This is a genomic window from Streptomyces aurantiacus (genome assembly GCF_001418335.1).
Lineage (GTDB): Bacteria > Actinomycetota > Actinomycetes > Streptomycetales > Streptomycetaceae > Streptomyces > Streptomyces aurantiacus.
Map to the genome: position 1 here is coordinate 1 of NZ_LIPP01000289.1, position 23571 is coordinate 23571.

19 protein-coding genes and 3 pseudogenes are annotated in these 23571 nt (G+C 69.6%); 6 read left to right on the top strand and 16 right to left on the bottom strand.

All coding sequences use genetic code 11. The annotated features are described in order from the left end of the window. Positions 1–125: 125 nt before the first annotated feature. Together AOK01_RS31430 and AOK01_RS31435 are read right to left on the bottom strand one after the other, a co-directional pair. The gene (locus tag AOK01_RS31430) at positions 126–554 is read right to left on the bottom strand and encodes an FMN-binding protein (protein WP_055517628.1); all 429 of its coding nucleotides are present in this window, start codon (positions 552–554) and stop codon (positions 126–128) included. A gap of 10 nt (positions 555–564) precedes the next feature. Continuing rightward, a complete protein-coding gene (locus AOK01_RS31435; protein ID WP_190849472.1) occupies positions 565–1905 on the bottom strand; it encodes a ferredoxin reductase family protein in 1341 nt (446 codons plus the stop codon). Positions 1906–2102: 197 nt separating this feature from the next. On the opposite strand from AOK01_RS31435, the gene AOK01_RS31440 reads away from it, so the two are divergent. Beyond that, positions 2103–2834: a response regulator transcription factor gene (locus tag AOK01_RS31440; protein ID WP_079103919.1), complete on the top strand. Its 732-nt coding sequence runs from the start codon at positions 2103–2105 to the stop codon at positions 2832–2834. Between the two features lie 18 nt (positions 2835–2852). Here AOK01_RS31440 and AOK01_RS31445 read toward each other — a convergent pair whose 3' ends face one another. From AOK01_RS31445 to AOK01_RS31455, 3 genes and pseudogenes are all read right to left on the bottom strand, one after another. Beyond that, on the bottom strand, positions 2853–3668 hold the full coding sequence (locus AOK01_RS31445) for an SAM-dependent methyltransferase (protein WP_055517632.1): 816 nt from the start codon (positions 3666–3668) through the stop codon (positions 2853–2855). 135 nt (positions 3669–3803) lie between these two features. Then, positions 3804–4052: pseudogene (locus tag AOK01_RS31450) on the bottom strand (DUF397 domain-containing protein); the annotation flags it as partial. Next, positions 4049–4921 (bottom strand): helix-turn-helix domain-containing protein, encoded by an 873-nt coding sequence (locus tag AOK01_RS31455; RefSeq protein ID WP_055517634.1) that lies wholly within the window; start codon positions 4919–4921, stop codon positions 4049–4051. The gene AOK01_RS31455 and the pseudogene AOK01_RS31450, both read right to left, overlap by 4 nt. Before the next feature lie 291 nt (positions 4922–5212). On the opposite strand from AOK01_RS31455, the gene AOK01_RS31460 reads away from it, so the two are divergent. Beyond that, on the top strand, positions 5213–5659 hold the full coding sequence (locus AOK01_RS31460; RefSeq protein WP_055517636.1) for an ATP-binding protein: 447 nt from the start codon (positions 5213–5215) through the stop codon (positions 5657–5659). A 48-nt stretch (positions 5660–5707) separates the two neighbouring features. On the opposite strand, the gene AOK01_RS31465 is transcribed toward AOK01_RS31460, so the two are convergent. Beyond that, a complete protein-coding gene (locus AOK01_RS31465) occupies positions 5708–6559 on the bottom strand; it encodes an endonuclease/exonuclease/phosphatase family protein (RefSeq protein ID WP_055517638.1) in 852 nt (283 codons plus the stop codon). 261 nt (positions 6560–6820) lie between these two features. Between AOK01_RS31465 and AOK01_RS41880 the strand changes: the two are divergent. Together AOK01_RS41880 and AOK01_RS31470 are read left to right on the top strand one after the other, a co-directional pair. Continuing rightward, a pseudogene (locus tag AOK01_RS41880) lies at positions 6821–6925 on the top strand (DNA-binding response regulator); the annotation flags it as partial. A gap of 59 nt (positions 6926–6984) precedes the next feature. Further along, positions 6985–8430, top strand: coding sequence for a sensor histidine kinase (locus tag AOK01_RS31470; protein WP_055517640.1), 1446 nt, complete (start codon positions 6985–6987; stop codon positions 8428–8430). A 91-nt stretch (positions 8431–8521) separates the two neighbouring features. On the opposite strand, the gene AOK01_RS31475 is transcribed toward AOK01_RS31470, so the two are convergent. After that, positions 8522–9382, bottom strand: coding sequence for a LysR family transcriptional regulator (locus tag AOK01_RS31475; protein WP_055517664.1), 861 nt, complete (start codon positions 9380–9382; stop codon positions 8522–8524). A 167-nt stretch (positions 9383–9549) separates the two neighbouring features. On the opposite strand from AOK01_RS31475, the gene AOK01_RS31480 reads away from it, so the two are divergent. Next, positions 9550–10425 carry an EamA family transporter gene (locus AOK01_RS31480; protein ID WP_079103918.1) on the top strand — a complete coding sequence of 292 codons (876 nt, stop codon included), beginning with the start codon at positions 9550–9552 and terminating at the stop codon, positions 10423–10425. Between the two features lie 19 nt (positions 10426–10444). Here AOK01_RS31480 and AOK01_RS31485 read toward each other — a convergent pair whose 3' ends face one another. The 9 genes and pseudogenes from AOK01_RS31485 to AOK01_RS31530 all read right to left on the bottom strand — a co-directional run bounded on the left by AOK01_RS31485 (position 10445) and on the right by AOK01_RS31530 (position 22752). After that, positions 10445–11014, bottom strand: coding sequence for a TetR/AcrR family transcriptional regulator (locus AOK01_RS31485; RefSeq protein ID WP_055517642.1), 570 nt, complete (start codon positions 11012–11014; stop codon positions 10445–10447). Between the two features lie 120 nt (positions 11015–11134). Beyond that, complete coding sequence (gene yjfF / locus AOK01_RS31490) at positions 11135–12157, bottom strand: galactofuranose ABC transporter, permease protein YjfF (RefSeq protein WP_055517644.1); 1023 nt, start codon at positions 12155–12157, stop codon at positions 11135–11137. Continuing rightward, entirely contained in the window at positions 12157–13257 is a 1101-nt protein-coding gene (locus AOK01_RS31495) for an ABC transporter permease (protein WP_055517646.1), read from the bottom strand. Before AOK01_RS31495 ends, yjfF begins: the two co-directional genes overlap by 1 nt. Continuing rightward, positions 13254–14792 carry a sugar ABC transporter ATP-binding protein gene (locus tag AOK01_RS31500; RefSeq protein ID WP_055517648.1) on the bottom strand — a complete coding sequence of 513 codons (1539 nt, stop codon included), beginning with the start codon at positions 14790–14792 and terminating at the stop codon, positions 13254–13256. The genes AOK01_RS31495 and AOK01_RS31500 overlap by 4 nt, the downstream gene beginning before the upstream one ends. A gap of 106 nt (positions 14793–14898) precedes the next feature. Then, positions 14899–15903, bottom strand: a pseudogene (locus AOK01_RS41885) (ABC transporter substrate-binding protein); the annotation flags it as partial. A 149-nt stretch (positions 15904–16052) separates the two neighbouring features. Next, entirely contained in the window at positions 16053–17099 is a 1047-nt protein-coding gene (locus AOK01_RS31515) for a LacI family DNA-binding transcriptional regulator (protein WP_055517654.1), read from the bottom strand. Positions 17100–17491: 392 nt separating this feature from the next. Next, positions 17492–19804 (bottom strand): hydantoinase B/oxoprolinase family protein, encoded by a 2313-nt coding sequence (locus AOK01_RS31520; protein WP_055517656.1) that lies wholly within the window; start codon positions 19802–19804, stop codon positions 17492–17494. A gap of 19 nt (positions 19805–19823) precedes the next feature. Beyond that, on the bottom strand, positions 19824–21929 hold the full coding sequence (locus AOK01_RS31525) for a hydantoinase/oxoprolinase family protein (protein ID WP_055517657.1): 2106 nt from the start codon (positions 21927–21929) through the stop codon (positions 19824–19826). Between the two features lie 103 nt (positions 21930–22032). After that, a complete protein-coding gene (locus AOK01_RS31530) occupies positions 22033–22752 on the bottom strand; it encodes a TetR/AcrR family transcriptional regulator (RefSeq protein ID WP_055517659.1) in 720 nt (239 codons plus the stop codon). 102 nt (positions 22753–22854) lie between these two features. Between AOK01_RS31530 and AOK01_RS31535 the strand changes: the two genes are divergently transcribed. Next, positions 22855–23571 (top strand): maleate cis-trans isomerase family protein (locus AOK01_RS31535; protein WP_055517661.1); only part of this gene is annotated, 717 nt, incomplete at its 3' end.

Below are 23571 nucleotides of genomic sequence, written 5' to 3' on the forward strand. Positions count from 1 at the left end.
GTCGAGTCGCTGCAGGCCGCCCTCGATCCGCAGGGATATCGGCAGACCCATGATGTGCTCGACGCGATGCACCGGCTCGGCCACGGCCGCCGGGGCCGCGGAGGTCTCGCTCCTGGCCACCGCCGTCACCCCTTCGCGTCGAGGGCGGCCTGCAGCGACTCGACGTACCCCTCGCTCGTGATCGTGGCGCCGGACACCGCGTCGATGTCGGCGCTCTGTGCCTGGAGCGTCTCCGCTACGAGCTTCGGGGCGGCGGCCTCCGTCTGCGGATGGTTCGGCTGCTGGAGGAACTTCACGGCGCTGATCTTGTCGCCGTCGAAGGTCACCTCCACCTGTACGGCGCCCTTCTCGGTGTTCACCGTCGACCCCGCGACCACCTGGGACGAGCCGCCCTCGGAGGAGGACGAGGTGGAGGACGAGGAGGGCGTCGATGCGGGCGGCGCGGCGGGCGTGGAGGCTTCGGTGGTCGTCGTCGTGCCGTCCGAGGGCGCGTAGCGCAACACCGGGATCAGGCCCGCGACGGTCAGGACCAGGACAGGTATGACTCGCTTCACGTTGTCTCTCTCATCCCGCCAGGCTGAAACGCTCGAAATGGATCTGCGGCTTGGGCACGCCCAGCTCGCGCAGGCTGCCCAGTACCGCGTTCATCATCGGAGGCGGCCCGCACAGGAAGACGTCCCGGTCGTTGATGTCGGGCACGAGCCGCGCGAGTTCGCCCGGTGCCAGCTTGTCGGGGCTGACAGGGCCGGACACCAGGTGCAGCTCGGCGCCCTTGGCCCGGGCGAGTTCCCGCAGTTCCTCGTACAGGACCGCGTCCCGGTCGGTGGCGACCCGGTAGATGACCACGGCGTGCCCGTGCAGTTCCTCCAGCAGGGCCCGGATGGGGGTGACGCCGACGCCACCGGCGATGAGCACGGCCTCGGGCCGGGTGCGGTGCATCGCGGTGAAGGCGCCGTACGGCCCCTCGGCGAAGACCCGCGTGCCCACCTTGAGGTTCCGCAGGGCGGCGGTGCCGTCACCTGCCGTCTTGGCGGTGAGCCGCAGCGTCCGGCCGTCCGGGGCCGCCGACAGGGAGAACGGGTTGGCCTGCCACCACTGGTCCCTGGTGAGGAACCGCCACAGGAAGAACTGGCCCGCGCGGGCCGGCAGCCGGTCCAGGTCGCGTCCCGTGATGTAGACCGACACGACGTCGTCCGACTCGGGCACCACGGCGGAGACCCGCAGCCGGTGCCGCAGGTTCCGGTACAGCGGGAGCACGAGGCGGCCCAGGAGCACCGCGCCGAGCGCCACGCTCCACAGCACGTACCAGTACGTCGTGGCGGCGGACGACGAGGTGAACGTCGTACCCGCCGCGACCTGGTGCGTGAACGCCAGCAGCACCGCGAGGTACGTGTACAGGTGGATGAAGTGCCATGTCTCGTACGCCAGCCGGCGGCGGGCGTAGCGGCCCGAGACCGCGCCGATCACGAGGATGAGACCCAGCGCGACGATCGCGCGGAACACGCCCTCGACGGTCTCACCGAGGTCCACCAGCTGATTCACCGGGTCCATCGAGGACGACCGGGCATAGCCGAACGTGATGAACACGGCGTGCCCGAGCAGCGTGAACAGCAGGCCGAAGCCGACCCAGCGGTGCCAGGAGGTCAGCCGGTCCATGCCGATGCGGCGGTCGAACCACGGCAGCCGGGCGACCAGCAGCAGCTGGAAGGCCATCAGGAGCGCGCCGTACAGTCCGGCGAGTCTGCCCAGCACGATGAGGGTGTTCGAGGCGAACCCGGCCTGGATGAAGAACACGGTCACCACGACCACGTTCAGGGCCAGCACGCCGTACAGGCCGGTGCGGGCCACCACCTTGGGACGCACCGCCGCGGTCGGCGGCGGAACGGTCGTCTGGACAGTCGTCACGGACGGCAACTCCTTGATCGGGTCCTCGGAACCTGATGCGGAACCTGATGAGGAACCTGGGACTCGGAACGTGGGACTCCGAGCCTGCCTCGCCGTAGCTGTCGTTTTCCTGTCGCTGAACTTTCAAGTGGTTATCGATCCGGACTCGTGGCGCCCTCGGCTATGGCGCGGGAGGCCAGGTGAAGCACTATGGGCACGTGGAAAAAGTACGACTTCTCGTCGTGGACGACGATCCGCCCATCGCCGACCTGGTCGCGACGGTCGCCCGTTACGAGGGCTGGGAGGCGGTCACCGCGAACTCCGGCGAGGACGCGCTGCGCCGGGCCGCGGAGTTCCATCCGGACATCGTGGTGCTCGACCTGATGCTGCCGGGGCTCGACGGCTTCGCCGTGCTCGACCGGCTGCGGCTGTCCGGAACGATGGTGCCCGTGGTGTTCCTGACCGCGCGGGACGGGGTGGCGGACCGGGTCGCGGGCCTCACCAGGGGCGGTGACGACTACCTCGTCAAACCGTTCGCGGTGGAGGAGCTCATGGCCCGGCTGCGGACCGTGCTGCGCCGCAGTGCGGGGCCCGCCTTCCAGCGGTCGGTGCTGGCGGTCGCGGACCTGACGATGGACGAGGACACCCGCGAGGTGCGCCGCGGCGAGCGGCTGCTGACGCTCACGCCGACCGAGTACGAGGTGCTCCGCTATCTGATGCGCAAGTCGCCGACGGTGCTGACCAAGGCGCAGATCCTCGACCATGTCTGGGAGTACGGCTTCGGCGGTCGCTCGAACGTGGTGGAGCTGGTCATCAGCCGGCTGCGCCGCAAGCTCGACGACGACGGCGACCACAACAGCGACGGCACCTCCACCGGCGACAAGGACGGGTCGCGGCTGATCCACACCGTGCGGGGCGTCGGGTACGTGGTGCGGCAGGTCACCGGGTGACCTGCCGTCTCGGCCCGCTCAGGGTTTGATGCCGACCCCTGCCCACAGGCTGACCTGCGCGTCGGTCGGGGTCTCGGAACCGGCAGGGTGGGTGGGCCGCCAGCGGTGGCCGACGGTGACGCCGGGGGTGAGCAGGTCGAGTCCTTCGAAGAAGCGGGCCACGTCTTTGTGGGGGCGGAACTGCACGGGTGTGCCGGAGCCGGTGTAGATGTCGGTCACTTTTTCCCAGGTGGGCGGGTCGAAGTCGGGTGTGCAGTGGCTCAGTGCGAGGGCGCTGCCGGAGGGGAGGGCTGCCATGAGGCGGTTGACGATGCCGTACGGGTCGGCCGTGTCGGTGATGAAGTGCATCAGCGCGTTGAGGGACAGGGCGATGGGCTGGGAGAGGTCGAGCGTCTCGGCCAGTTCCGGTGCGTTCAGCAGGGAGCCGGGGTCGTTGACGTCGGCTTCGAGGTAGGTGGTGCGGCCCTGCGGGGTGCTGCGCATCAGGCGCTCGGCGTATTTGAGGACCAGCGGGTCGTTGTCGGCGTAGACCACCCGGGCGTCGGGGACCACGGACTGGGCCACCTGGTGGACGTTGGGCTCGGTGGGGATGCCGGTGCCTATGTCGAGCCACTGGCGGATGTTGTGTTCCTGCGCCAGTACCCGGGTGGCGCGGTGCATGAACGCGCGGTTCTCGCGGGCGCAGGTGAAGATGCCCGGGTAGGCCTCGGCGACTGCTTCCGCGGCCTGCTTGTCGACCGGGAAGTGGTCCTTGCCGCCGAGGTAGTAGTCGTACATGCGGGCCGAGTGCGGCCTGCTGGTGTCGAGGTCCCGCGCGGCGTGGGTGTTGCTCATCCTGTCCTGTCCCCTTCAGAAGGTGTGCTGTGGTGTGCCGGGCAGGCCATGGCCGGAGGGGGCCCGTTTCCTTCCCCTTTTCCCGGCGGTGCTGGTGTTCCCCGTGCTGGTGTTCCTGGCCCGCGGTCCGTTCTGGCCGGTCGTGAGGTGGTCGGCCATGCCCTGCTTGACTCCTCGGACGAACGCGCTGATCTCCTCGGGCGTGTAGATGAGCGCGGGGCCGGCCGGGTCGGTCGACTGGCGCAGTGCGACGCGTCCGTCGGCGAGCTGCTTGGTCTCCACGCACTGGCCTCCGTTGGGTCCGCTCCACGGACGTTCCCAGCCCTGTTCGCCGAGGTCCGAGGCGGGCATCCCGTTGTAGACGCTGTCGCCGGTGATGGTCATGAGTACTCCTTGCGCATGCGGTTCAGGAGTGCCTTGCTGGCTTGGGACGAGGTCAGCAGCGACATCCTGTTGTGCGCCTCAAGGTGGTCGACGACGTCCGCGCGTTCGTCCAGGTACATCGAGGCCGACAGGATCTCGCTGTAGACGATGTCCGGCAGTTCCGGCTCTTCGAACCGGAAGTAGGTGAAGGGGGCGCAGGCGCCGACATGGGCGCCGACGGCGAAGGGCAGGATGTCGATGCTGACGTGGTCCAGCTCCGACACGTCGAGGAGCCGGTCGATCTGCTCGCGCATCACTTCGGGGCCGCCGACGACCCGGTGCAGAACGGCTTCCTCCATGACCACCCACAGGACGGGCGCGTTCTCCCGCTCCAGCAGGCTCTGCCGGCGCAGCCGCAGGTCGACACGGCGCTCCACCTCCTCCTCGGAACCGTTGGGGAGGCCTCCGCTCAGTACGGCGTGGGCGTAGGCGCGGGTCTGGAGGAGCCCCGTGACGTAGTGGGGTTCGTAGGTGCGCAGCGTGCCGGCGCCGGTCTCCAGGCTGACGTACGCGGTGAACCAGTTGGGCAGCACGTCGCGGTAGGCGTGCCACCAGCCGGGCTTGTTGGCCTGCTCGGTGAGCGCGATGAACTCGTCCAACTCCTGCTGCCCGGCGCCGTAGGTCTCCAGGAGCTTCTCGACGTACAGGGGCTTGAGGGCGACTTCGGCCTTTTCCAGGCGGCGGATGGTCAGGGGCGTCACCCGCAGGGCCTTGGCGGCGTCGGCCAGCGAGGCACCCGTGTTCTGCCGCATGTCCTGGAGCCGCCGGCCAAGGATCATGCGCAGGACTGTCGGGGCGCTCGTACCGGCGCCGGATCGAGCTTCACTCACGCCCTGCCTCCTGATGTGCTGTCACCAACCCGATTCTGACAGCGACTTGCTGATGGCACCAGCCTGATTACGTCTTGCTGAAATTATCAGGGAGCCGGTTGCAGCATGAACGAAACTGCGAGCATAGTTGTCACGTGAGTGAACCCTCCCGACCGGATGGCGCACCATCAACTCACGGACGTACCCGGGGAGTTACGCCTCCCCGCGTTCAGACGCAGACCCTCCCCTGTCCTCGCCCGCTCAGGTCCGCTCCTTAGGTACCGCGCCCGTCCGCACTGGAAGGCGATCAACGTGACCCCCCACACGGCCTCCCCGCCCGAACTCCTGCCCACCACCCATCCGGACCGGGAGCACTGGTTCGGTCTTCCCTCGCTCCGTACGAGTGTGCGGACGGCTCGCGACACGGTCCGCCGGCACCTGCACACATGGCGGCTGCCCGGCGACGTGTGCACCGACGCCGTGCTGCTCGTCTCGGAGCTGGCGACCAACGCCGTCATCCACTCCGAAGGCACCAGAATGCTGTGCGGCCTGTCGCTGACCTCCCGCGAAAGGCTGCGGTTAGAAGTGCACGACGACGGACATCCCATGGCCCGTCCGTCCGGCGCTCGGCCCGGATCCGAGGACGAGAGCGGCCGGGGCCTGCTGATCGTGGAGCAGCTCGCGGACTCCTGGGGAGCCGCCCCTTCGCTCCACATGAGGGGCAACGCGGTCTGGGCGGTTCTACGGATCGGCCCCTGACCCCACCGGCACGCTGTTTCCACTGTCGCGCATGCGACACCTCGGGGCTCACGCGACGGGTGGCTGAGAGCGCTCACCCGTCCTTGTGTCCAGGTCGGCGTACAGCAGATGGTGGTCCGAGTACGGGGTCGGACGAACACGGTGTCCGCGCGGGGCGATGCCTCGCAGAAAAATGTAGTCGAACTTGCTCTGCCAGTCGGTGGTCGGCCTGCAGTCGCCGGAAGGCGAGGGCCGGCACCGGGGGTCCACGTCCGCGGCCAGCGTCCACATCCCGGCGAGTTCGGGGGCGTTGGGCACGGCGTTGAAGTCACCGATGACGATCGCGCGATCATGCTGTGCGACCTCTGCGGCGAGTGCGCCGACCTGGTCCGCCCGGACCGCCTCCTGACGTCGTTCGGCAAGATGGGTGTTGAAGATCCGGACGGGCCGGCCGTCCACCGTGGTGGTGACTGCCATGTACCCCCGGTCCTCGGATCCGCCGTCGGGGTACTCCGCGCTGACGAGGTCTGTCATCGGTGCCATCGAGAGAACGGCCTGTCCGTAGGCCCCCGGCCTCCACGGCAGTCCCGCGCAACGGCCCCAGTTCCGAAGAACCGTCCCGTACGTGACCTGGTAGACCAGACCGTAACGGCCCTCCAGATGGTCCACGATCCGCTCGACGTCTCGCACGCACGCTTCTTGCAGGCCGATGACCTGGGGGGCGTACGTGGCGATCTCCGCCGCCCGGTCACCGTTGCTCTCCTCGCAGGGGTTGCAGATGTTCCACGTCATGACACGGTTCGCCACCACGTCCGGGGTGGCTTCGACGGGCAGTGACCCGGAGAAGGGGACGCCGACAGGCGCACTGGGGCCGACGAGGACCATGCAGGCCACGATCAAGGCGCCCACGAGTGGACGCATGCGACTACCGGACACCGTCGTCTCCCGACATGGATGTCCATGGCATCCGACGTCTCCCGACGTCTCCATGGACGAGGTCATGGGATGAGGTTAGGGGACGGGGTTGTCAGCCGGCGCCGACGACCGGGCTGATCACGCCACCACGCGCCACCACCCCTGGACGAGTCTGCCCGGCCGAAGCTGTCGTTTCCCTGTCGCTGAACTTTCGAGTGGTTATCGATCCGGGCTCCGCGTGTCCTCGGCTATGGCGTGGAAGGCCACGTGAAGCACTATGGGCACGTGGAAAAAGTACGACTTCTCGTCGTGGACGACGATCCGCCCCTCGCCGGCCTGGTCGCGACGGTCGCCCGCTACGAGGCCGGAGAGCGCGACGGCTACGCCGTCCTCGACCGGCCCCGCCCGTCCAGGACGCGGCAGGTCACCGGGTGACCGGCCGTCTCGGCCGGCTCCGTGACACGTACCGCAGGCTTCGGCTCGGCACCCGGCTGGCACTGGGCATGGGGGTGCTGTCACTGGTCGTCTTCGCCGTGGTCGGCACGGCCCTGTCGACGTACATGCGGGACTACCTGGAGCGGCAGCTCAACGACCAGATGAAGCTGGTCCAGGTCACCCAGTCCAAGGACGCCCAGGCCCACGGCACGGTGGAACGCAGGCCCTACTACGGCTGGTACACGGCCGTGTACGACGTCTCGGGCGACTCGGCCGTCCTGCGCAGGCCCAGTGACGTGCCGAAGGACACCGTGCAGCTCACCGCCTTCGCCGAATCACTGGCCCGGGCGGGGTCGACGGAGATGTCCCACACCACACGCATCGAGGACGAGGGCGCGTACCGGCTGCGTGCCTGCAAGATCGGGCCCGGCGTGGTCCTGGTCACCGCGGCGCCCCTGGAGGACATCGAGGAGACCATGGACCAGCTGGTCACGGTCCAGGTCTTCGCGTTCGCCCTCGCGCTCCTCGGCCTCGTGGTGTTCGGGCGCGCGGTGCTGCGGCGGGGCCTGAAGCCGCTCAGCGACATGGCGCACACGGCCCGCGGCATCACCTCGCACGACTTCACCGACTCGGCCCGGCTGCCGGTGCGCGCGGACCGCGGGAACGGCGGCCCGGAGGTCGAGGAGCTGCGCACCGCGTTCAACACGATGCTGGAGCACATCGACGACTCGCTGGCCGTCCGCACGGAGGCCGAACAGCGGCTGCGCCGGTTCGTCGCGGACGCCTCGCACGAGCTGCGTACGCCCCTGATGTCGGTACGCGGTTACGCGGACCTCTTCCAGTACGCGGCGGCCAACGAGCCCGAGGAGCGGGAGAAACACCTGGCCAGGCTGCGCGCCGAGGCGGCCCGGATGGGCGTACTCCTCGACGATCTGCTGCTGCTCGCCCGCCTCGACGCCGCCGAGGTGGAGGTACCGCTGCGGCTGGAGGACGCGGACCTGGTGGAGCTGGCACGGCAGGCGGCGGACGCGTTCCGCGCGAGCCACCCGGACCATCCGCTGTCCGTGACGGCGGGTCCGGACCCGGTGCGGCTGCGGCTCGACGTCCTGCGCATCCGGCAGGTCCTCGACAACCTCCTCACCAACGCCGCCGTGCACACCCCGGCCGGTACCGAGGTCTCCGTCGAGGTGTCCGTCGCGGCCGGCCAGGCCGTCGTGCGGGTCACCGACTCCGGCCCCGGTGTGCCGGCCGCCGACCAGGAGCACGTCTTCGACCGCTTCTTCCGCATCGACAAGGCCCGCAGCCGGGACCGCGGCGGCAGCGGCCTGGGCCTGGCGGTCGCCCGCTCCCTGACCCGGGCCCACGGCGGCACCATCGACCTGACCAGCAGGCCGGGCGCGACGACGTTCACGATGAGGATCCGGCTCGCGCACGATTCCTGAGGAAACCTGTCGCGTCCTGAGGGGCCTGGCGAGCTCCGGAGCGGGGGCCAACGTGCCGCGGACCACGTACGGCCTTCCGCCGGGGTGCTCGTCATCCCTTTCCCTCCTGGTAGAGCGCCACAAGAAGCTCTCTCACCCCCGGTGCCGCGGGATGCGGATCGTCCCGCCACCACGCGAGCCGGACCGCGATCGGCTCGGCGTCCCGCACCGGCCGGTACACGACCCCCGGCCGCGGATACTGATGCGCGGTCGCCTCGGCGGTCATCCCCACGCAACGCCCCGTGGAGATCGCGGTGAGCCAGTCGTCGATGTCGTGCGTCTCCCTGGCCGCCGGACGGGCATCCGGGGGCCACAGCTCCGTCGTGGTGGTGCCGGTCCGCGAGTCGACCAGCAGCGTGCGCCCGGTGAGGTCCGCGAGACGCACCGAGCGGCGCCGGGCCAGCGGATCGTCGGAGGCCAGGGCGCACAGCCGCCGTTCCAGGCCCACGATGACGGATTCGAAGCGGCGCTCGTCCAACGGCCTGCGGACGATGCCCAGTTCGCACATGCCCTCCGCGAGTCCCGCGGTGGCGGAGTTGGCGCGGACGAGTTCCAGTTCCGTCTCGGGACGCGTCTTCGCCCAGTCCCGCTGGAAGGCCAGCGTGTGGCGGCCCAGCGCCGACCAGGCGTAACCGATCCGCAGCGAGGCCCGGCCCGAGGCGACCTCCCGGACCAGGCCCTCCACCTCTGCGAGCACGCGCCGGGCGTGTGCCACCACGCGCAGCCCGGCCGCCGTCAGGGCCACTTCGCGGGAGGTCCGCCTCAACAGCCGTACGCCGAGGGCGCGTTCGAGCGATGCCAGCGTGCGGGACACGGCCGCCTGGGAGACGCCGAGGGCGAGAGCCGCGTCGGTGAAACCGCCCTCGTCGACGATCGCGACGAGACAGCGCAACTGCCGCACTTCTACATCCACGCCGTCCATGGCACCCCTGACACCTCCGACACCTCCGACACCTCCGACACCTCCGACACCTCCGACACCTCCGACACCTCCGACACCTCCGACATCCATGACTCAAGCGTATAGACAGGCCGGGCCATGCATTTTGCGCATGGTCGTGGCGGGCGCAGCATCGGGGCATGCACGCAGCCTCCGCACCCGCCACGGCGTCCGCGCGACACACCGCCCGCGAGCCGGCCGGGCTGGTCACCCTGGTCGGCAGCGCCCTGTCGAACCAGACCGGGGCCGCGGTCGGTTCGCTGGCCTTCCCCGTCCTCGGCCCCCTCGGTGTCGTCGCGGTACGCCAGTACGTGGCCGCGGTCGTCCTGTGCGCGGTCGCCAGGCCCCGGCCGCGCTCGTTCACCCGGCACCAGTGGTGGCCGGTCCTGCTGCTGGCCCTGGTGTTCGGGACGATGAACCTGTCCCTCTACACCGCCATCGACCGGGTCGGTCTCGGCCTTGCGGTGACCCTGGAGTTCCTCGGCCCGCTCGCCATCGCACTGTCCGCCGCGCGCCGCCGGGTGGACGCCTGCTGCGCGCTGGTGGCAGCGGCGGGCGTCGTCACCCTGATGCGTCCGCAGCCGTCGGCCGACTACCTCGGCATGGGCCTCGGTCTGCTCGCCGCCGTCTGCTGGGCGTCCTACATCCTGCTCAACCGCACCGTGGGCCGGCGCATACCCGGAGCGCGGGGATCGGCCGCCGCGGCGGCGGTCTCCGCCCTGATGTTCCTGCCGGTCGGCATCGTCCTCGCGGTCCGGGACCCGCCCGCCCCCACGGCTCTCGCGTACGCCGTCGTGGCGGGCGTCCTGTCGTCCGCGGTGCCCTATCTCGCGGACATGTTCACCCTGCGCCGCGTGTCCGCCCCGGCTTTCGGCCTCCTCATGAGCGTCAACCCGGTGCTGGCCGGCCTGGTCGGCTGGATCGTCCTCGGGCAGAGCCTGGGGCCGGTGGAGTGGGCCGCCGTCGGTGCCGTCGTCGCCGCCAACGCGCTCAGCGTCCTCGCGTCCCGTCGATGAACCGCGCCGGGCGGCCGTGTCAGCAGGCGGCTGTGGATGCCTGCACGTCGTCGAGCGCCTGTCGCGCGATCTCACCGAAGCCGTCGTCGGTGGTCGTCCGGCACCAGCGTTCGTAGGCGATCGCGGAGGCGAGCGCGCCGAGTTCCGCGGCCACCCGAGCGGTCAGGTCGGGAACGCCGCGCCGTTCGAGCGCGTCGGCCATGGCCGCGACGAGGGTGAGGTTCTTCAGCGCTTCGCGTTCTCGCAGTTCGGGGTTGGCGGCGATCACCGCCTGCCTGCGGGCGGTGAACTCGCGGCGCGCGGGCGTGAAGACTTCCCTGCCGGCCGCGTCCAGCGCGTGAGCGACCGCTTCGAGCGGGGTGGCGGTCGCCGGCGCCGCGGCTATCGCCTCGGCGAGCAGTCCGCTCATCGTGTCACCGCCGAAGAGCACTTCCCTCTTGTCCTGGAAGTGCCGGAAGAAGGTGGACTTCCCCAGCCCCGCGCGCTGCGCGATGTCGATCACGGTCGTGTTCTCGTAGCCCCGTTCGGCGAACAGGTCGAGGGCGGCGTGAGCGAGCCGTTCTGCTGCGTTCGGTTCCCAGCGAGCCATAACCACAGCGTACGGGACTCGGTCCCGTTACACGTGACCCAGCCGCGCCCCCGAAGGGGCGCGGGGAACTGCGCGATCAGCCACAGCCGCACCCGCACCCGCACCCGCACCCGACAAGGCTCAGGCCTTTCGGCGGGACGTCATCGTGCGCTGGATCAGGATGAACGCGCACAGCAACACCCCCGTCGCGATCTTCGTCCACCACGAACTGAGCGTTCCCTCGAACTGGATGAGGCTCTTGATCAAGCCGAGCACGAGGACACCGAACAACGTGCCCACCACATAACCCGACCCGCCGGTGAGCAGCGTGCCGCCGATGACGACCGCGGCGATGGCGTCGAGTTCGAGACCGGTGGCGTGCAGCGGGTCGCCGGACTGGATGTAGAGGGTGAAGAGGAGTCCGGCCAGCGCCGAGCAGAACCCGCTCATCGTGTAGACGGCGATCTTCGTGCCGCCCTGTGGAAGCCCCATCAGCAGGGCCGACTGCTCGTTGCCGCCGATGGCGTACACCCGGCGTCCGAAGCGCGTGTAGTGCAGGACGTAGAACGCCGCGGCCAGCACCACCAGCGCCACGATGGCCCCGATGGACAGGAACGCCCCTCCCAGGGACACCTGGGCCTGGGCCATGCTGCTCACGGAGGAGTCGCCGATGGAGATCGACTCCTTGCTGATGACCAGGCACAGGCCGCGGAACAGGAACAGTCCGGCCAGCGTCACGATGAAGGGCTGGATCTCGAAGTTCTGGATCACATAGCCCATCAGGTAGCCGCCGAAGGCGCCCACGGCGAGCGCCATCGGGATGACGACCACGATCGGCAGTCCCTGGCGCTCCACCAGCCACGCCGTGAACATCGTCGTGAAACCGATGACGGAGCCGACGGACAGGTCGATGCCGCCGGAGAGGATGACGAAGGTGGCGCCCACGGCCGCGACCAGCAGATAGCTGTTGTCGATGAACAGGTTGAGGAAGACCTGCGTCTCGGCGAACCCGTAGTTCTGGTACCGGCTCAGGCCGACGGCGTACATCACGAGGAACAGCCCGGCCGTCACCAGGACGGGCAGGCGGCGGTCACCGAGGACGCGCGCGGCCCCGCTCGGCGTACGACTGTCCGGTGCCGCGGGCTTGCGGGTGGTCGTGGTCATCACGAGACCTCCATGGTGCGTACGGTCTCGGGCGTCGCGGCGGTGTCCGCCGGAGCCTCGGCCTGCTTGGCGCCCCGCTTCCCGCCGAAGCCCCCGGCGCCGAACACCTTGGCGCGGAACTTCGGGGACTGCATCAGGCAGACGATGATGACGACGGCGGCCTTGAAGACCAGGTTGGTCTGGGTCGGCACGCCGATGGTGTAGATCGTGGTGGTGAGGGTCTGGATGACCAGGGCGCCCACGACCGTGCCGCCGATGGAGAACCGGCCGCCGAGCAGCGACGTACCGCCGATGACCACGGCGAGGATCGCGTCGAGCTCGATCCACAGGCCCGCGTTGTTGCCGTCCGCGGCCGAGGTGTTGGAGCTGATCATCAGGCCGGCGATGCCGGCGCACAGCGCGCAGAACACGTACACCATGATCTTGATGCGCCGGGATCGGATGCCGACCAGGCGGCTGGCCTCGGCGTTGCCGCCGACCGACTCGACGAGCAGGCCGAGTGCCGTGCGGCGGGTCAGTGCCACGGTGACGGCTACCACGGCGGCCACCACGAAGATGGAGAAGGGCAGCGTCAGCCAGTAGCCGCCGCCGATCAGCTTGTACGGCTCGCTGTTGACGGTGATGATCTGCCCGTCGGTGATCAGCTGGGCGACACCGCGCCCGGCGACCATGATGATCAGCGTGGCGATGATCGGCTGGATGCCCATCCTGGCGACCAGGAAGCCGTTCCAGAGGCCGCAGACGACCGCGGCCAGCAGGCCGAGACCCATCGCGAGAAGCACCCCGGAGACGGCTGCCTGGTCGGCCTGGTCACTGAGGTACGAACAGGACAGCGCCCCGGTGATCGCGACGACGGCGCCGACGGACAGGTCGATGCCGCCGGTGGCGATGACCAAGGTCATGCCGACGGCGACCAGGATGAGGGGCGAGCCGAAGAGCACGATCGAGACGAGACTGCCGTAGAGGTGGCCGTCCGTCATCTTGACCGAGAAGAAGTCGGGCGTGAAAGGGACGTTGACGAGCAGCAGGAGCACCAGCACGGCGACCGGCCAGAACAGGTGATGGCGTGTCAGCTCTCGCCATCGGGGCGTGGTGGTCACTGGTGCTCTCCGCTCGCGATGGTCTCCAGGATCCGGGTGGGGGTGATCTCGGGCCCGTTGGCCAGCCGGGCCACGAGCCTGCGGTCGCGCAGCACGCCGATGGTGTGGCTCAGCCGCAGGACCTCCTCCAGTTCGGCCGCGATGTAGAGCACGGACATGCCTTCCTCGGAGAGCGAGACCACCAGTTTCTGGATCTCGGCCTTGGCGCCGATGTCGATGCCGCGCGTCGGCTCGTCCAGGATCAGCAGTTTCGGCCGGGTGATGAGCCAGCGGGCGAGCAGGACCTTCTGCTGGTTGCCGCCGCTGAGTTGTCCGACCCTCGCCTCGGGGTTGGCCGGCCGGATGTCCAGGGCCTTGATGTACTGGGCGACGAGTTCGTCGCGCTGGGCGGCCGGGACGGGCCGGACCCAGCCGCGCGCGGCCTGCAGGGCGAGGATGATGTTCTCCCGCACCGTCAGGTCCGGTACGAGGCCCTCGGTCCTGCGGTTCTCCGAGCAGTACGCGACGCCCGCGGCGATCGCGTCGTTCGGGGCGCTCATCGAGACCTGCTTGCCGCCGATGGTCACCTTGCCGCTGTCCGGCTGGTCGGCGCCGAAGAGCAGCCGGGCCAGTTCGGTGCGGCCCGATCCGAGCAGTCCGGCGAGTCCGACGACCTCGCCCTTCTTGATCTCCAGGTCGAAGGGGGCGATGCCGCCGGTGCGGCCGACGCCGTCCGCCGTGAGCAGCGACTCCCCCACATCGGCGTGGAGTTGGTGGTCGTGCAGCTCCTCCAGCTGGTCGAGCGCCTTGCCGATCATCAGCTGGACGAGGCCGACCTGGTCGAGGTCGCGGACCATGTGTTCGCCGACGAGGGTGCCGTTGCGCAGGACGGTCATCCGGTCGCAGACCTCGTAGATCTGGTCGAGGAAGTGCGAGACGAACAGGATCGCGACGCCCTCACCCTTCAGCCTGCGCATCAGGGCGAAGAGTTCGAGGACCTCGTCGCGGTCGAGGCTGGAGGTCGGTTCGTCGAGGATCAGCACCTTGGTGCCCGACCCCGAACCGTCGCTGTCGCCGGTCCCCACCGCCCGTACGATCGCGACCAGTTGCTGCACGGCCAGCGGGTACGAGGACAGCGGCGCGGTGACGTCGATGTCGAGGCCGAGCCGGTCGACGAGTTCCGCGGCCTCGCGGCGCAGCCGCTTCCACTGGATGCGGCCGAAGCGGGTGGGTTCGCGCCCGATGAAGATGTTCTCCGCCACCGACAGGTTGGGGCAGAGGTTGACCTCCTGGTAGACCGTGCTGATGCCGGCCTGCTGGGCGCCCGACGGGCTGGTGAACCGGACGGACGCGCCGTTGAGTGTGACGGTGCCGCCGTCCAGGGAGTAGACCCCGGTGAGCACCTTGATGAGGGTGGACTTCCCGGCGCCGTTCTCGCCGAGCAGGGCGTGGATCTCGCCGGGGAAGAGCCGGAAGTCGACACCCGACAGAGCCCGTACCCCCGGAAACTCTTTGACTATGCCCGTCATCTCCAGGACGGGCAGCGGCTCTGCCATGGCAGCGCTCCTCTTGGATATTCGTACCGGCCCGCAGGGAGCCCCCTGAGCCGAGGTGCTCGGCCGGACGGAGGCTCCCTGGTGGTACATGCGGTGGTCGGTCGGCGCGGGTCGGGAGGGCGGCCTTGGCCTGGTCCTGGAGGAAGTCGCCCTCCTCGGTCTTGATCCGGCGCTCGACCGTCTTGCCGTCGTTGACCTGCTGTACGAGGTCCATCAGCTGGGGGCCGAGCAGCGGGTTGCACTCGACGATGCCGTTGATCTTGCCCTCGGACATCGCGACGAAGCCGTCCTTCACGCCGTCGACCGAGAGGATCAGGATGTCCTTGCCGGGCTTCTTGCCGGCCGCCTCGATGGACTGGATGGCGCCGAGGGCCATGTCGTCGTTGTGCGCGTAGAGCACGTTGATGTCCGGGTTGGACTGCAGGAAGGCGGCCATGACCTGCTTGCCGCCGGCCCTGGTGAAGTCGCCGGTCTGGCTGACGACGATCTTCCAGTCGTCCTTGTGGTCGGCTTCCATGATCTCTTTGAAGCCCTTGGCGCGTTCGAGCGCGGGGGCGGCGCCGGTGGTGCCCTCCAGCTGTGCGATCTTCACCGCGCCCTTGTGGCCGGCCTTCGTGAGGATCTTCTCCAGCATCCTGCCCGCGCGTCGGCCCTCGTCGATGAAGTCGGAGCCGATGAAGGAGACGTACAGGGAGTCGTCGGCGGTCTCGATGGAGCGGTCGGTGAGGATGACCGGGATCTTCGCGGTCTTGGCCTCCTTGAGCACCGCGTCCCAGCCCGTGACGACGACCGGCGAGAAGGCTATGACGTCCACCTTCTGCGCGATGTAACTGCGGATCGCCGAGATCTGGTTCTCCTGCTTCTGCTGGGCGTCGGAGAACTTGAGGGTGTAACCGGCCTCCTTGGCCGCTGCCTTGACCGACTTGGTGTTGGCCGTGCGCCAGCCGCTCTCCGAACCGACCTGGGCGAAACCGAGGCTGATCTTCTTGCCGCCACCACCGCTGCCGGAGTCGGAGCCGGAGGAGCCCTCGTCCTCCTTGGCACAGGCCGCCAGGCCACCCGCAGCAGCCACGCCGACCGCCGCGGTGAGGAAGTTCCTTCTGTTGAGCATGTTCTTCTCCTTTGAAGAGCGGGCCCGGGTGAGCCTGCTGGTGCGCGTACTACTCGCCGGGACAGGCTCACTTGCGTCCAGCCTGTCGATCGCTGTTCGAAATATCGGACATACCGGAGTGTGCGGGTATCGGCTGCCGGGGTGGTGCGTCAGGCGGGCGGGGCGCCCTGGTCCGAGGTGTACGGGAAAGAGCTGGCGCGGACGACGAGTTGGGGTTCGATGGCGATACCGGACGCCCCGGACGGCTCCCTGCCCTCGATCAGGTCCAGGAGCAGGGCGATGCTCCGTTTGCCGACCGCCGCGAAGTCCTGCCGGACGGTGGTGAGCGGCGGTGCGAAGAACTCGGACTCCGGGATGTCGTCGAAGCCGACCACCGCCACGTCCTGGGGAGTTCGCACTCCCGCTTCCCTCAGGGCACGCAACACCCCCAGTGCCATCTGGTCGTTGGCGACGAAGACCGCGGTCAGCCCCCGGCCCACCCAGCCGGCCAGTTCCTGGCCCGCCCGGTAGCCCGACAGCGGACTCCAGTCCCCGCGCAGGGTCAACGGCGGTGCCACGCCTACCTTTTCGAGGGTGGCCCGCCAGCCGGCGGCCCGGTCGGTGGCCTCCTGCCAGTCCTCGGGTCCGGCGAGGTGCCAGACCGTGCGGTGGCCGGCGGCCAGCAGATGACCGGTGGCCAGGCGTGCACCCAGGTGCTGATCCACGTTGACGCCGGGGATCCCCACCGAGGGCCCGCTGCCCACGGTCACCACCGGGAACGGATGGCGGAGTTCGGCGAGGGCCTCGACCGCCGACCGCTGCGGGGCGATGGCGACGACTCCCTCCACCCCGCCCTGGCTGAGGTGCTCCAGCGCCTCGGACACCTTGTCGACGGTCAGTCTGCGCAGACTGACCGTGGAGACGAGATAGCCCTCGGCACGTGCCGCCTCCTCAAGTGCGAAGAGCGTGCTGGCCGGACCGTAGAGGGTGGTGTCCGAGGCGACGACACCCAGGGTCCGGGTGCGTCGGGTGACCAGGGCGCGTGCGGAGAAGTTTCGGCGGTAGCCCATCTCCTCGATCGCGTGCAGCACCTTGGCCCGTGTCCGGTCCCGGACGTTGGGGTGATCCCCCAGCACACGGGAAACGGTCTGATGGGACACGCCCGCCAGTCGCGCGACATCGGCCATGGTGGGCGGGCGAAGCTGTGATTGTGCCATGGCCGTACCTCCTTGGCTGTCGTGAACCGAAAGTTTCCTGTGCGTGCGTGGACATCTGCGCAGGACTGGGCTTCTGAATGGACGTCACCTGGGTGAAAGCCGGCTCGTGATTGCGGACGTCATTGTGAGCGCTAACAATTCATGCCGGTCAAGGGGGGCGACGACAGGAGGACGTCACGTTTGAGTAACGCACCGGAAGCGGGTGGTTGCGGAGCGACAGTTTTCGGATGCGGGTTCGCGGCAAAGGCATTGACGGCCCTCGGGCACGCCTCTACTGTTCCGAACTCTTCCGACTTCGACATTCCGTTCAGAGGTGGCAGGCCGCTGCCCGCACGCCCGACAAGGGGGTACGAGCAGCGGCCACGGTGACAGTGATGGTGACGGCGACGGTCTCAGGCCTGGACGTAGCGATCGAGGTCGATGACGTGCTGGGGGTGGGCGGCCGGGACGACGCCGGAGTAGATCGCCGTGTAGCAGCCCGGGCAGCACAGCTGCCGGAAGACGATCTCGTCGTCGACGTACTGGCCCGGGTCGTCGGTGACGTGGGAGCCGGCGTTGCTGGTCGGCCCCTCGAACCGGGCCAGGGTCAGCACGGTGTCGGTCCTCGGGTCGCCGAGCTGCCGGCCGCAGTGGGCGCACGCGACCACCTCGACGCCGTCGACGCCGACCGCGACGAGGTTGTCGTCGAGGCGTTTGCCGGTCGACGGGGCGTGGCTCGGGCCGGGAGCCACGTCGGCCGTCGAGCGGGCTCTGCGTTCCTCGCGCAGCCTGGTCCGCAGGGCCTCGGTCGCCGTCCGGTCGACCGCGTCGTCGCGCAGGACCACGCCGTAGGACGCCTCGGCACCGGTACTCGTCACCTTGCCCTCGGCGTGGTCGTGGGCGACCAGCTCGGGCTCGCGCAGCAGCGGGTCGCCGTACCCGCCGCCGCCCTGCCAGTGCAGGTAGAGCAGGTCGTCGGGGGCGACCTGGGTCTCGCCGTAGCAGGCCTGGAGGTCCTGGCTGCCCGCGAGTTCCGCCAGGCGGAGCGGGAGTGTGCCTTCGGCGAGCAGTCGCTTCACGCCCGCGTCGCGTGCCACGACTCCGACGGCCGTGTTGCCCGGGTAGCCGCCGGCCAGGCCGGTGTTCTGTGAGACGCCCTTGCCGGAGGAGGCCACGACGAGGCCGACCGGGAGATCGGTGCCGTAGGGGATGAAGGCCGAGGAGCCGCTGACGCCGCCGCGATGACGTCCGGGGCCGCCGGAGTCCGGCTCCTCGCGGCGCCACAGCGTCATCAGCGGGTAGAGGTACTCGGTCATTTCCACGTCCGGGATGCGGCCCATCGGGATGCAGAACAACCCGCCGGTGTCCATGCCGTCGGCGCCCGGCCGACCGCCGTAGCCGGCGGCCATCACGTCCATGACGATGTTGAGGAACGGCGTCGGCACCTCGCCGCGCTGGTCGAGGCCGGCCAGTACGGCGGTGTCGTGGGTGCCGCAGCAGCCGGCCTGGACGCGGTCACCGAATTCCACGGTGCGGTCCATCATCTGCGAGAGGCACTCCGCGACGAGCGACCCGGTCGACCACGCGGGACCGATCGGCGCCCGGCTGACCGCGGCCGGGAAGGTCGCGTTGTTGATCGTGCCCTCCTCCGAGATCAGGTCGAAGCAGCGCATCAGGCCGCCGGCGGACCACGGGATGTCGTTGGCCAGCATCGGCATCAGGGCCAGCATCACGCCGCCGCGCAGGCCGGCGTACGTGCAGTTGATGAGGCCTGCCTGTTCGTCGGTCCCGGTGAAGTCGAAGGTCAGGTGGTCGTCGGCCTTGGTCATCTTTACGGTGATCTGGTGGACCGCGCGGTCACCGGCGTGCGACTGGTCCTGGTAGCCGGTCGCGCTCCAGCTGCCGTCGGGCAGGTTCCTGAGCTTGCCGCGGAGGCGTCCTTCGGCATCGGACATCATGCGCTTCATCACGGCCTTGACCGTGTCCGCGCCGTACTGGTCGATGACGGCGTGCAACCGCTTGCGCCCGACCGTGTTGGCCCCCACCTTGGCGCGCAGGTCGAGGTTGACGAGCAGCGGCACGCGTGACCGGCGGATCCAGGCCTCGGCGACGTCGTCCTGGATCTCGAAGTCGCGCACCACCTTGATCGGTGGTGTGGGCAGCGCCTCGGAGAAGACGTCCTGCGCGGCCGGGCTGAAGGAGCCGAGGCCGACCCCGCCGAGGTCGGGCTCGTGGCAGATCGCGCTGGTCCAGGCGAACAGCTTGCCGTCGTGGAAGATCGGCTGGTAGACGATGACGTCGTTCTGGTGCAGCCCGCCGCCGACCCAGGGGTCGTTGCAGAGGAACATGTCCCCTTCCTTGACGCCGGGGTTCCGCACGCGATGCTGCAGCGTCCAGTAGACCGCCAGGTCGACCGCGCCGGCCAGCATGGTGTTGTAGAGGCCGACCTGGACCTCCTGGCCGACCTCGTCGCAGATCGCGAAGTCGAAGTCGTTGGCGTCGGTCACGATCGGCGAGCCGGACATCCGCTTGAGGGCCTCGCCCATCTCGTCGGTCACGGACCAGAGCCGGTGGCGGACGACCTCGTAGGTGAGCGGGTCGAGGGCGTCGATCTGCTCCTGGGTGACGCTGTGGACGGGAAGGGAGTCCGGGAGACCCGCGGCGAGGACGTCGGGGTCGATCGGTCGGCTCGAAAAGTGCTCGGAGCCGGGGATGGTCATAGCCATGCCAGAGCCTCTGTCCTGCCTAGTTCCGGGTGATGATCGAGAGGTTGCCGAGGTGGTCGACGGTGCCGGTCATGTGCGGCGGCACGACCACGGTGGTGGTGGGTACCTCGATGACGGCGGGCCCGTGGATCACATGGCCGTGCCGCAGCAGCCGGTAGTCGTAGACGGGGGTCTCGACGTACCCGACGACCGTGTCGAGGCAGACCCTGCGGACGGCGGCCAGCGCCTCGGCCGGGTCCGGGGTGTCGGCGTCGCCCAGCTTGGGCAGCTGCGGGTTGAAGGGCAGTGCGCCGGTCGCCTGGACCCGCAGCGTGATCGACTGGATGCCGGCGCCGCTGAAGCCGGTGCCCTCGCCGTAGAGACCGGCGTACTTGCGCTCGAACTCGTCCATCACCGCGACCATGTCGGCGCCGGTCAGCGCGCCGGCCGGGACGCCGACGGTGACCTCGGCGAGCTGGGCGGTGTACCGCAGGTCGATGGTGCGGGCGTACTCCACCCGCTCGAACGTGAGCCCCTGGCGGCCGAGTGCCTCGCCCAGCCGTCGTTCGAGTTCCTCGAAGTGGCCTTGCGCGGTCGCCGCCGGGACGGGCATCTGCCCGGGGTCGGAGAGCTCCTGGGCGAGCACCACGTCGGAGGCGGCGAGGCCGAAGGCCGAGAACCCGGAGGCGACCGGGCCGAGCGGCACGACCACCTCGCGCACACCCACCTCGGCCGCGTACGCGGCGCAGGAGGCGGGGCCGGCGCCACCGAAGGCGTAGAGGACGAAGTTCCGCGGGTCGTGGCCGGTCTCGACGACCGTCTTGCGGAGCAGGTCGCCGGTCTGGGCGTTCTGGACGGCGTAGATCGCGGCGGCCGCGTCCTCGACACTGAGCCCCAGCGGCTCGGCGACGCGGGTGCGGATCGCGTCGCGTGCGGCCTCGACGTCGAGTGCCTTGCGCCCGCCGAGGAGTCCGCTCTCGGGGAGGATGCCGAGTACGAGGTTGGCGTCGGTGTTGGTCGGCTCGGTGCCTCCGGCGCCGTAACACGCGGGACCCGGCACGGACTGGGCGCTGCGCGGGCCGACCTGGAGGTTGCCGCCGTGGTCGATCCAGGCGATCGCCCCGCCGCCGGACCCGATCGCGTGGACCTCCAGGGTCGGGACGTTGATCGGGTGGTGGTTGATGATCGTCGTGCTCGACCGCACCGGCTCGCCGTCGACCACCAGGCCCACGAGGAAGGTGGTGCCGCCGACGTCGGTGGAGATGATGTTGCGGTGGCCGAGCTGCTCGCCCAGCGAGACCGCGCCGACGACGCCACCGGTCAGTACCGAGCCGACCGTGCTGATCGCGGTCGACGGGGCCTCGGACGCCGCGATCGCGCCGCCGTTGCTCTGCATCACCAGGAGCGGGCCGCCCAGACCACCGTCGTTGAGCCGTGACTCCAGCCGGCCGAGGTAGTCCCGGAGCCCGGGGCCGATCTGCGCGCTCATGATGGTGGTGGCGTTGCGGGCGTACTCCCGGATCCGGGGGCTGACCTCGCTCGACAGGGCCACGAACGCCTCGGGGTCGAGCTCGCCCACGATCTCCCGGATCCGCTGCTCGTGGACCGCGTTCTTGAACGACCACAGCAGGGAGACCGCGATGGAGCGGATGCCCTGGTCGAGCAGCGAGTGCACGGCCGAGCGCACGGACTCCTCGTCGAGCGCGACGACGACGGTGCCGTCGCGGTCCAGTCGCTCGGTGACCTCGACCGCGTGCCGCTTGGGAATGAGGACGTGGCGCTTGTCCTGGCCCATGACGTTCTGCAGCTGGTGCGGGGCCGAGCCGAGGTAGCGGCCCTCGACGTTCATGATGTAGATCGAGTCGCGGTGACCGCGGGTCGTGATGAAGCCCACCGGGGGCACGTTGCCCATGACGAGGGCGTTCAGCGACGAGGTCGTGCCGTGCGCGATGTGGTGGGTCTTCGCGAGCATCCGCTCCAGCGGCTCCCCGAGGTTCTCCGCCAGTACGGCGAGAACGTCCATGACCCCCTGCGAGTAGTCGGCCGGGGTCGACGGTGCCTTGGCGGCCACGATGGTGCCCGCGGCATCGTCGAGGACCGCGTCCGTGAACGTGCCGCCGACGTCGACACCGATGACATATGCCATAGCGAACTCCATCTGGTCCTGGGATGCCCTGTGCTGTGCGACACAACGTAAGGGCATTTGACAGCACCGTCAACAGGTAGACGGAGGCGTAAAATCAGGAAGATCAGGCCTTCTTGAGGAGTCCCTCCAAGCGGTCGATCTCCCGGCGAAGGCCGCGCACCGCGTCCAGCGGGGTGGCCGACGCCGACCGTCCCGCCTCCGCCACCAGCCCGTGCACCGCCATGTCCGCCAGCTCCGCGCACACCGAGTCCAGGTCGAAGTGCGACCCGGGGTGGTACCACCACGCCACCCAGTTCACGATGCCCAGCGTGCCCAGCGCGGCGACCGCCGGCGTGACGGGCCGGAACTCCCCGCGCGCCACTCCTTGCTCGATCACATGGCTCAGCGAATTCAGCACCGCCTTGCGGTTCTCCTCGTACGAGGAGGCGACCTCGTCGGGAAGGTCCGCCTCCGACCGCAGCAGCAGCCGGAACCGCTCACCCTGCTCGCCCTGCCGGCGCACCATGAGCCGCACGATCTGGCGGATCCGGTCGGCCGCCGAGAGGTCCTCACGCTCGGCGAGGGCCGCGAGATCGGCCGCGGCCACCACCGTGATCTCCGCGACCAGCTTCGCCAGCAGCTCATCCTTGCTCTTCACGTAGTGATAGAGCGCCGGCCGCGTCAGACCCACCGCACTGGCGATGTCCTGAAAGCTCGTCCCCGCGTACCCCCGCTGGGCGAACAGCCGCGTCGCCTGCTCGTAGATCTCCTGCTGCACCAACCCGCGCCGCACGCCCGCACGTTCCTCGGGCCCGTCGGCCGTTCCGGACTTCGTCTCTTCCATGACGAGTCAGGGTACTCAACCGACCCCGGCCATCTTTTACGGTACTGTTGGCTTTTAGTCGCATGCGTTGAATTCTTGAGCGACGCGTCGAAAGGAAGCGCAATGAAGCATGTGCGGGTGGGGCTCGTGGTGCCCAGCTCCAACGTCACCGTCGAGACGGAACTGCCGGCGATCCTCTCCCGGCATCCCGGGGCGTCGTTCTCGTTCCACTCCTCACGGATGCGGATGGCCAAGGTGTCGCCGGAGGGCCTGGCCGCCATGAACGCCCAGCGCGAGCGCTGCGTCATCGAACTCGGCGACGCCTCCCCCGACCTGATCCTCTACGCCTGCCTGGTCGCAATCATGGCCGGCGGCCCGGACGAGCACCGCCGCGTCGAAGGACTCGTCGCCGAGCAGCTGGCCACCGGGGGCTCCGAGGCGCTGGTCCGCTCCAGCGCGGGCGCGCTGGTCGAGGGGCTGCACGCGCTGGGTGCCCGCCGGATCGGCCTGGTGATGCCCTACATGCGGCCGCTGGCCGAGCAGGTCGTCGCCTATCTCACCGCCGAGGGCTTCCAGATCGCCGACTGGCGCGCGCTGGAGGTCGAGGACAACCGCGAGGTCGGCTGCATTCCCGGTGACCGGGTGATGGCGGCGGCCCGCTCGCTCGACCTGGCCGGAGTCGACGCCGTCGTGATCTCCGCCTGCGTCCAGATGCCGTCGCTCGCGCTGGTCGAGGCCGCCGAGCAGGAGCTCGGTGTGCCGGTGATCTCCGCGGCGACCTCGGGCGCGTACAGCGTCCTGAAGGCCTGCGGCCTTCCCCTCACCGTCCCCGGCGCCGGG

Bases quoted from the DNA above. Each gene is read 5' to 3' on its own strand.
- AOK01_RS31520 (WP_055517656.1), bottom strand. From the start codon at position 19,804: ATGGCTATGACCATCCCCGGCTCCGAGCACTTTTCGAGCCGACCGATC.
- AOK01_RS31530 (WP_055517659.1), bottom strand. From the start codon at position 22,752: ATGGAAGAGACGAAGTCCGGAACGGCCGACGGGCCCGAGGAACGTGCG.
- AOK01_RS31525 (WP_055517657.1), bottom strand. From the start codon at position 21,929: ATGGCATATGTCATCGGTGTCGACGTCGGCGGCACGTTCACGGACGCG.
- AOK01_RS31445 (WP_055517632.1), bottom strand. From the start codon at position 3,668: ATGAGCAACACCCACGCCGCGCGGGACCTCGACACCAGCAGGCCGCAC.
- AOK01_RS31485 (WP_055517642.1), bottom strand. From the start codon at position 11,014: ATGGCTCGCTGGGAACCGAACGCAGCAGAACGGCTCGCTCACGCCGCC.
- AOK01_RS31515 (WP_055517654.1), bottom strand. From the start codon at position 17,099: ATGGCACAATCACAGCTTCGCCCGCCCACCATGGCCGATGTCGCGCGA.
- yjfF (WP_055517644.1), bottom strand. From the start codon at position 12,157: ATGACCACGACCACCCGCAAGCCCGCGGCACCGGACAGTCGTACGCCG.
- AOK01_RS31500 (WP_055517648.1), bottom strand. From the start codon at position 14,792: ATGGCAGAGCCGCTGCCCGTCCTGGAGATGACGGGCATAGTCAAAGAG.
- AOK01_RS31480 (WP_079103918.1), top strand. From the start codon at position 9,550: ATGCACGCAGCCTCCGCACCCGCCACGGCGTCCGCGCGACACACCGCC.
- AOK01_RS31465 (WP_055517638.1), bottom strand. From the start codon at position 6,559: ATGCGTCCACTCGTGGGCGCCTTGATCGTGGCCTGCATGGTCCTCGTC.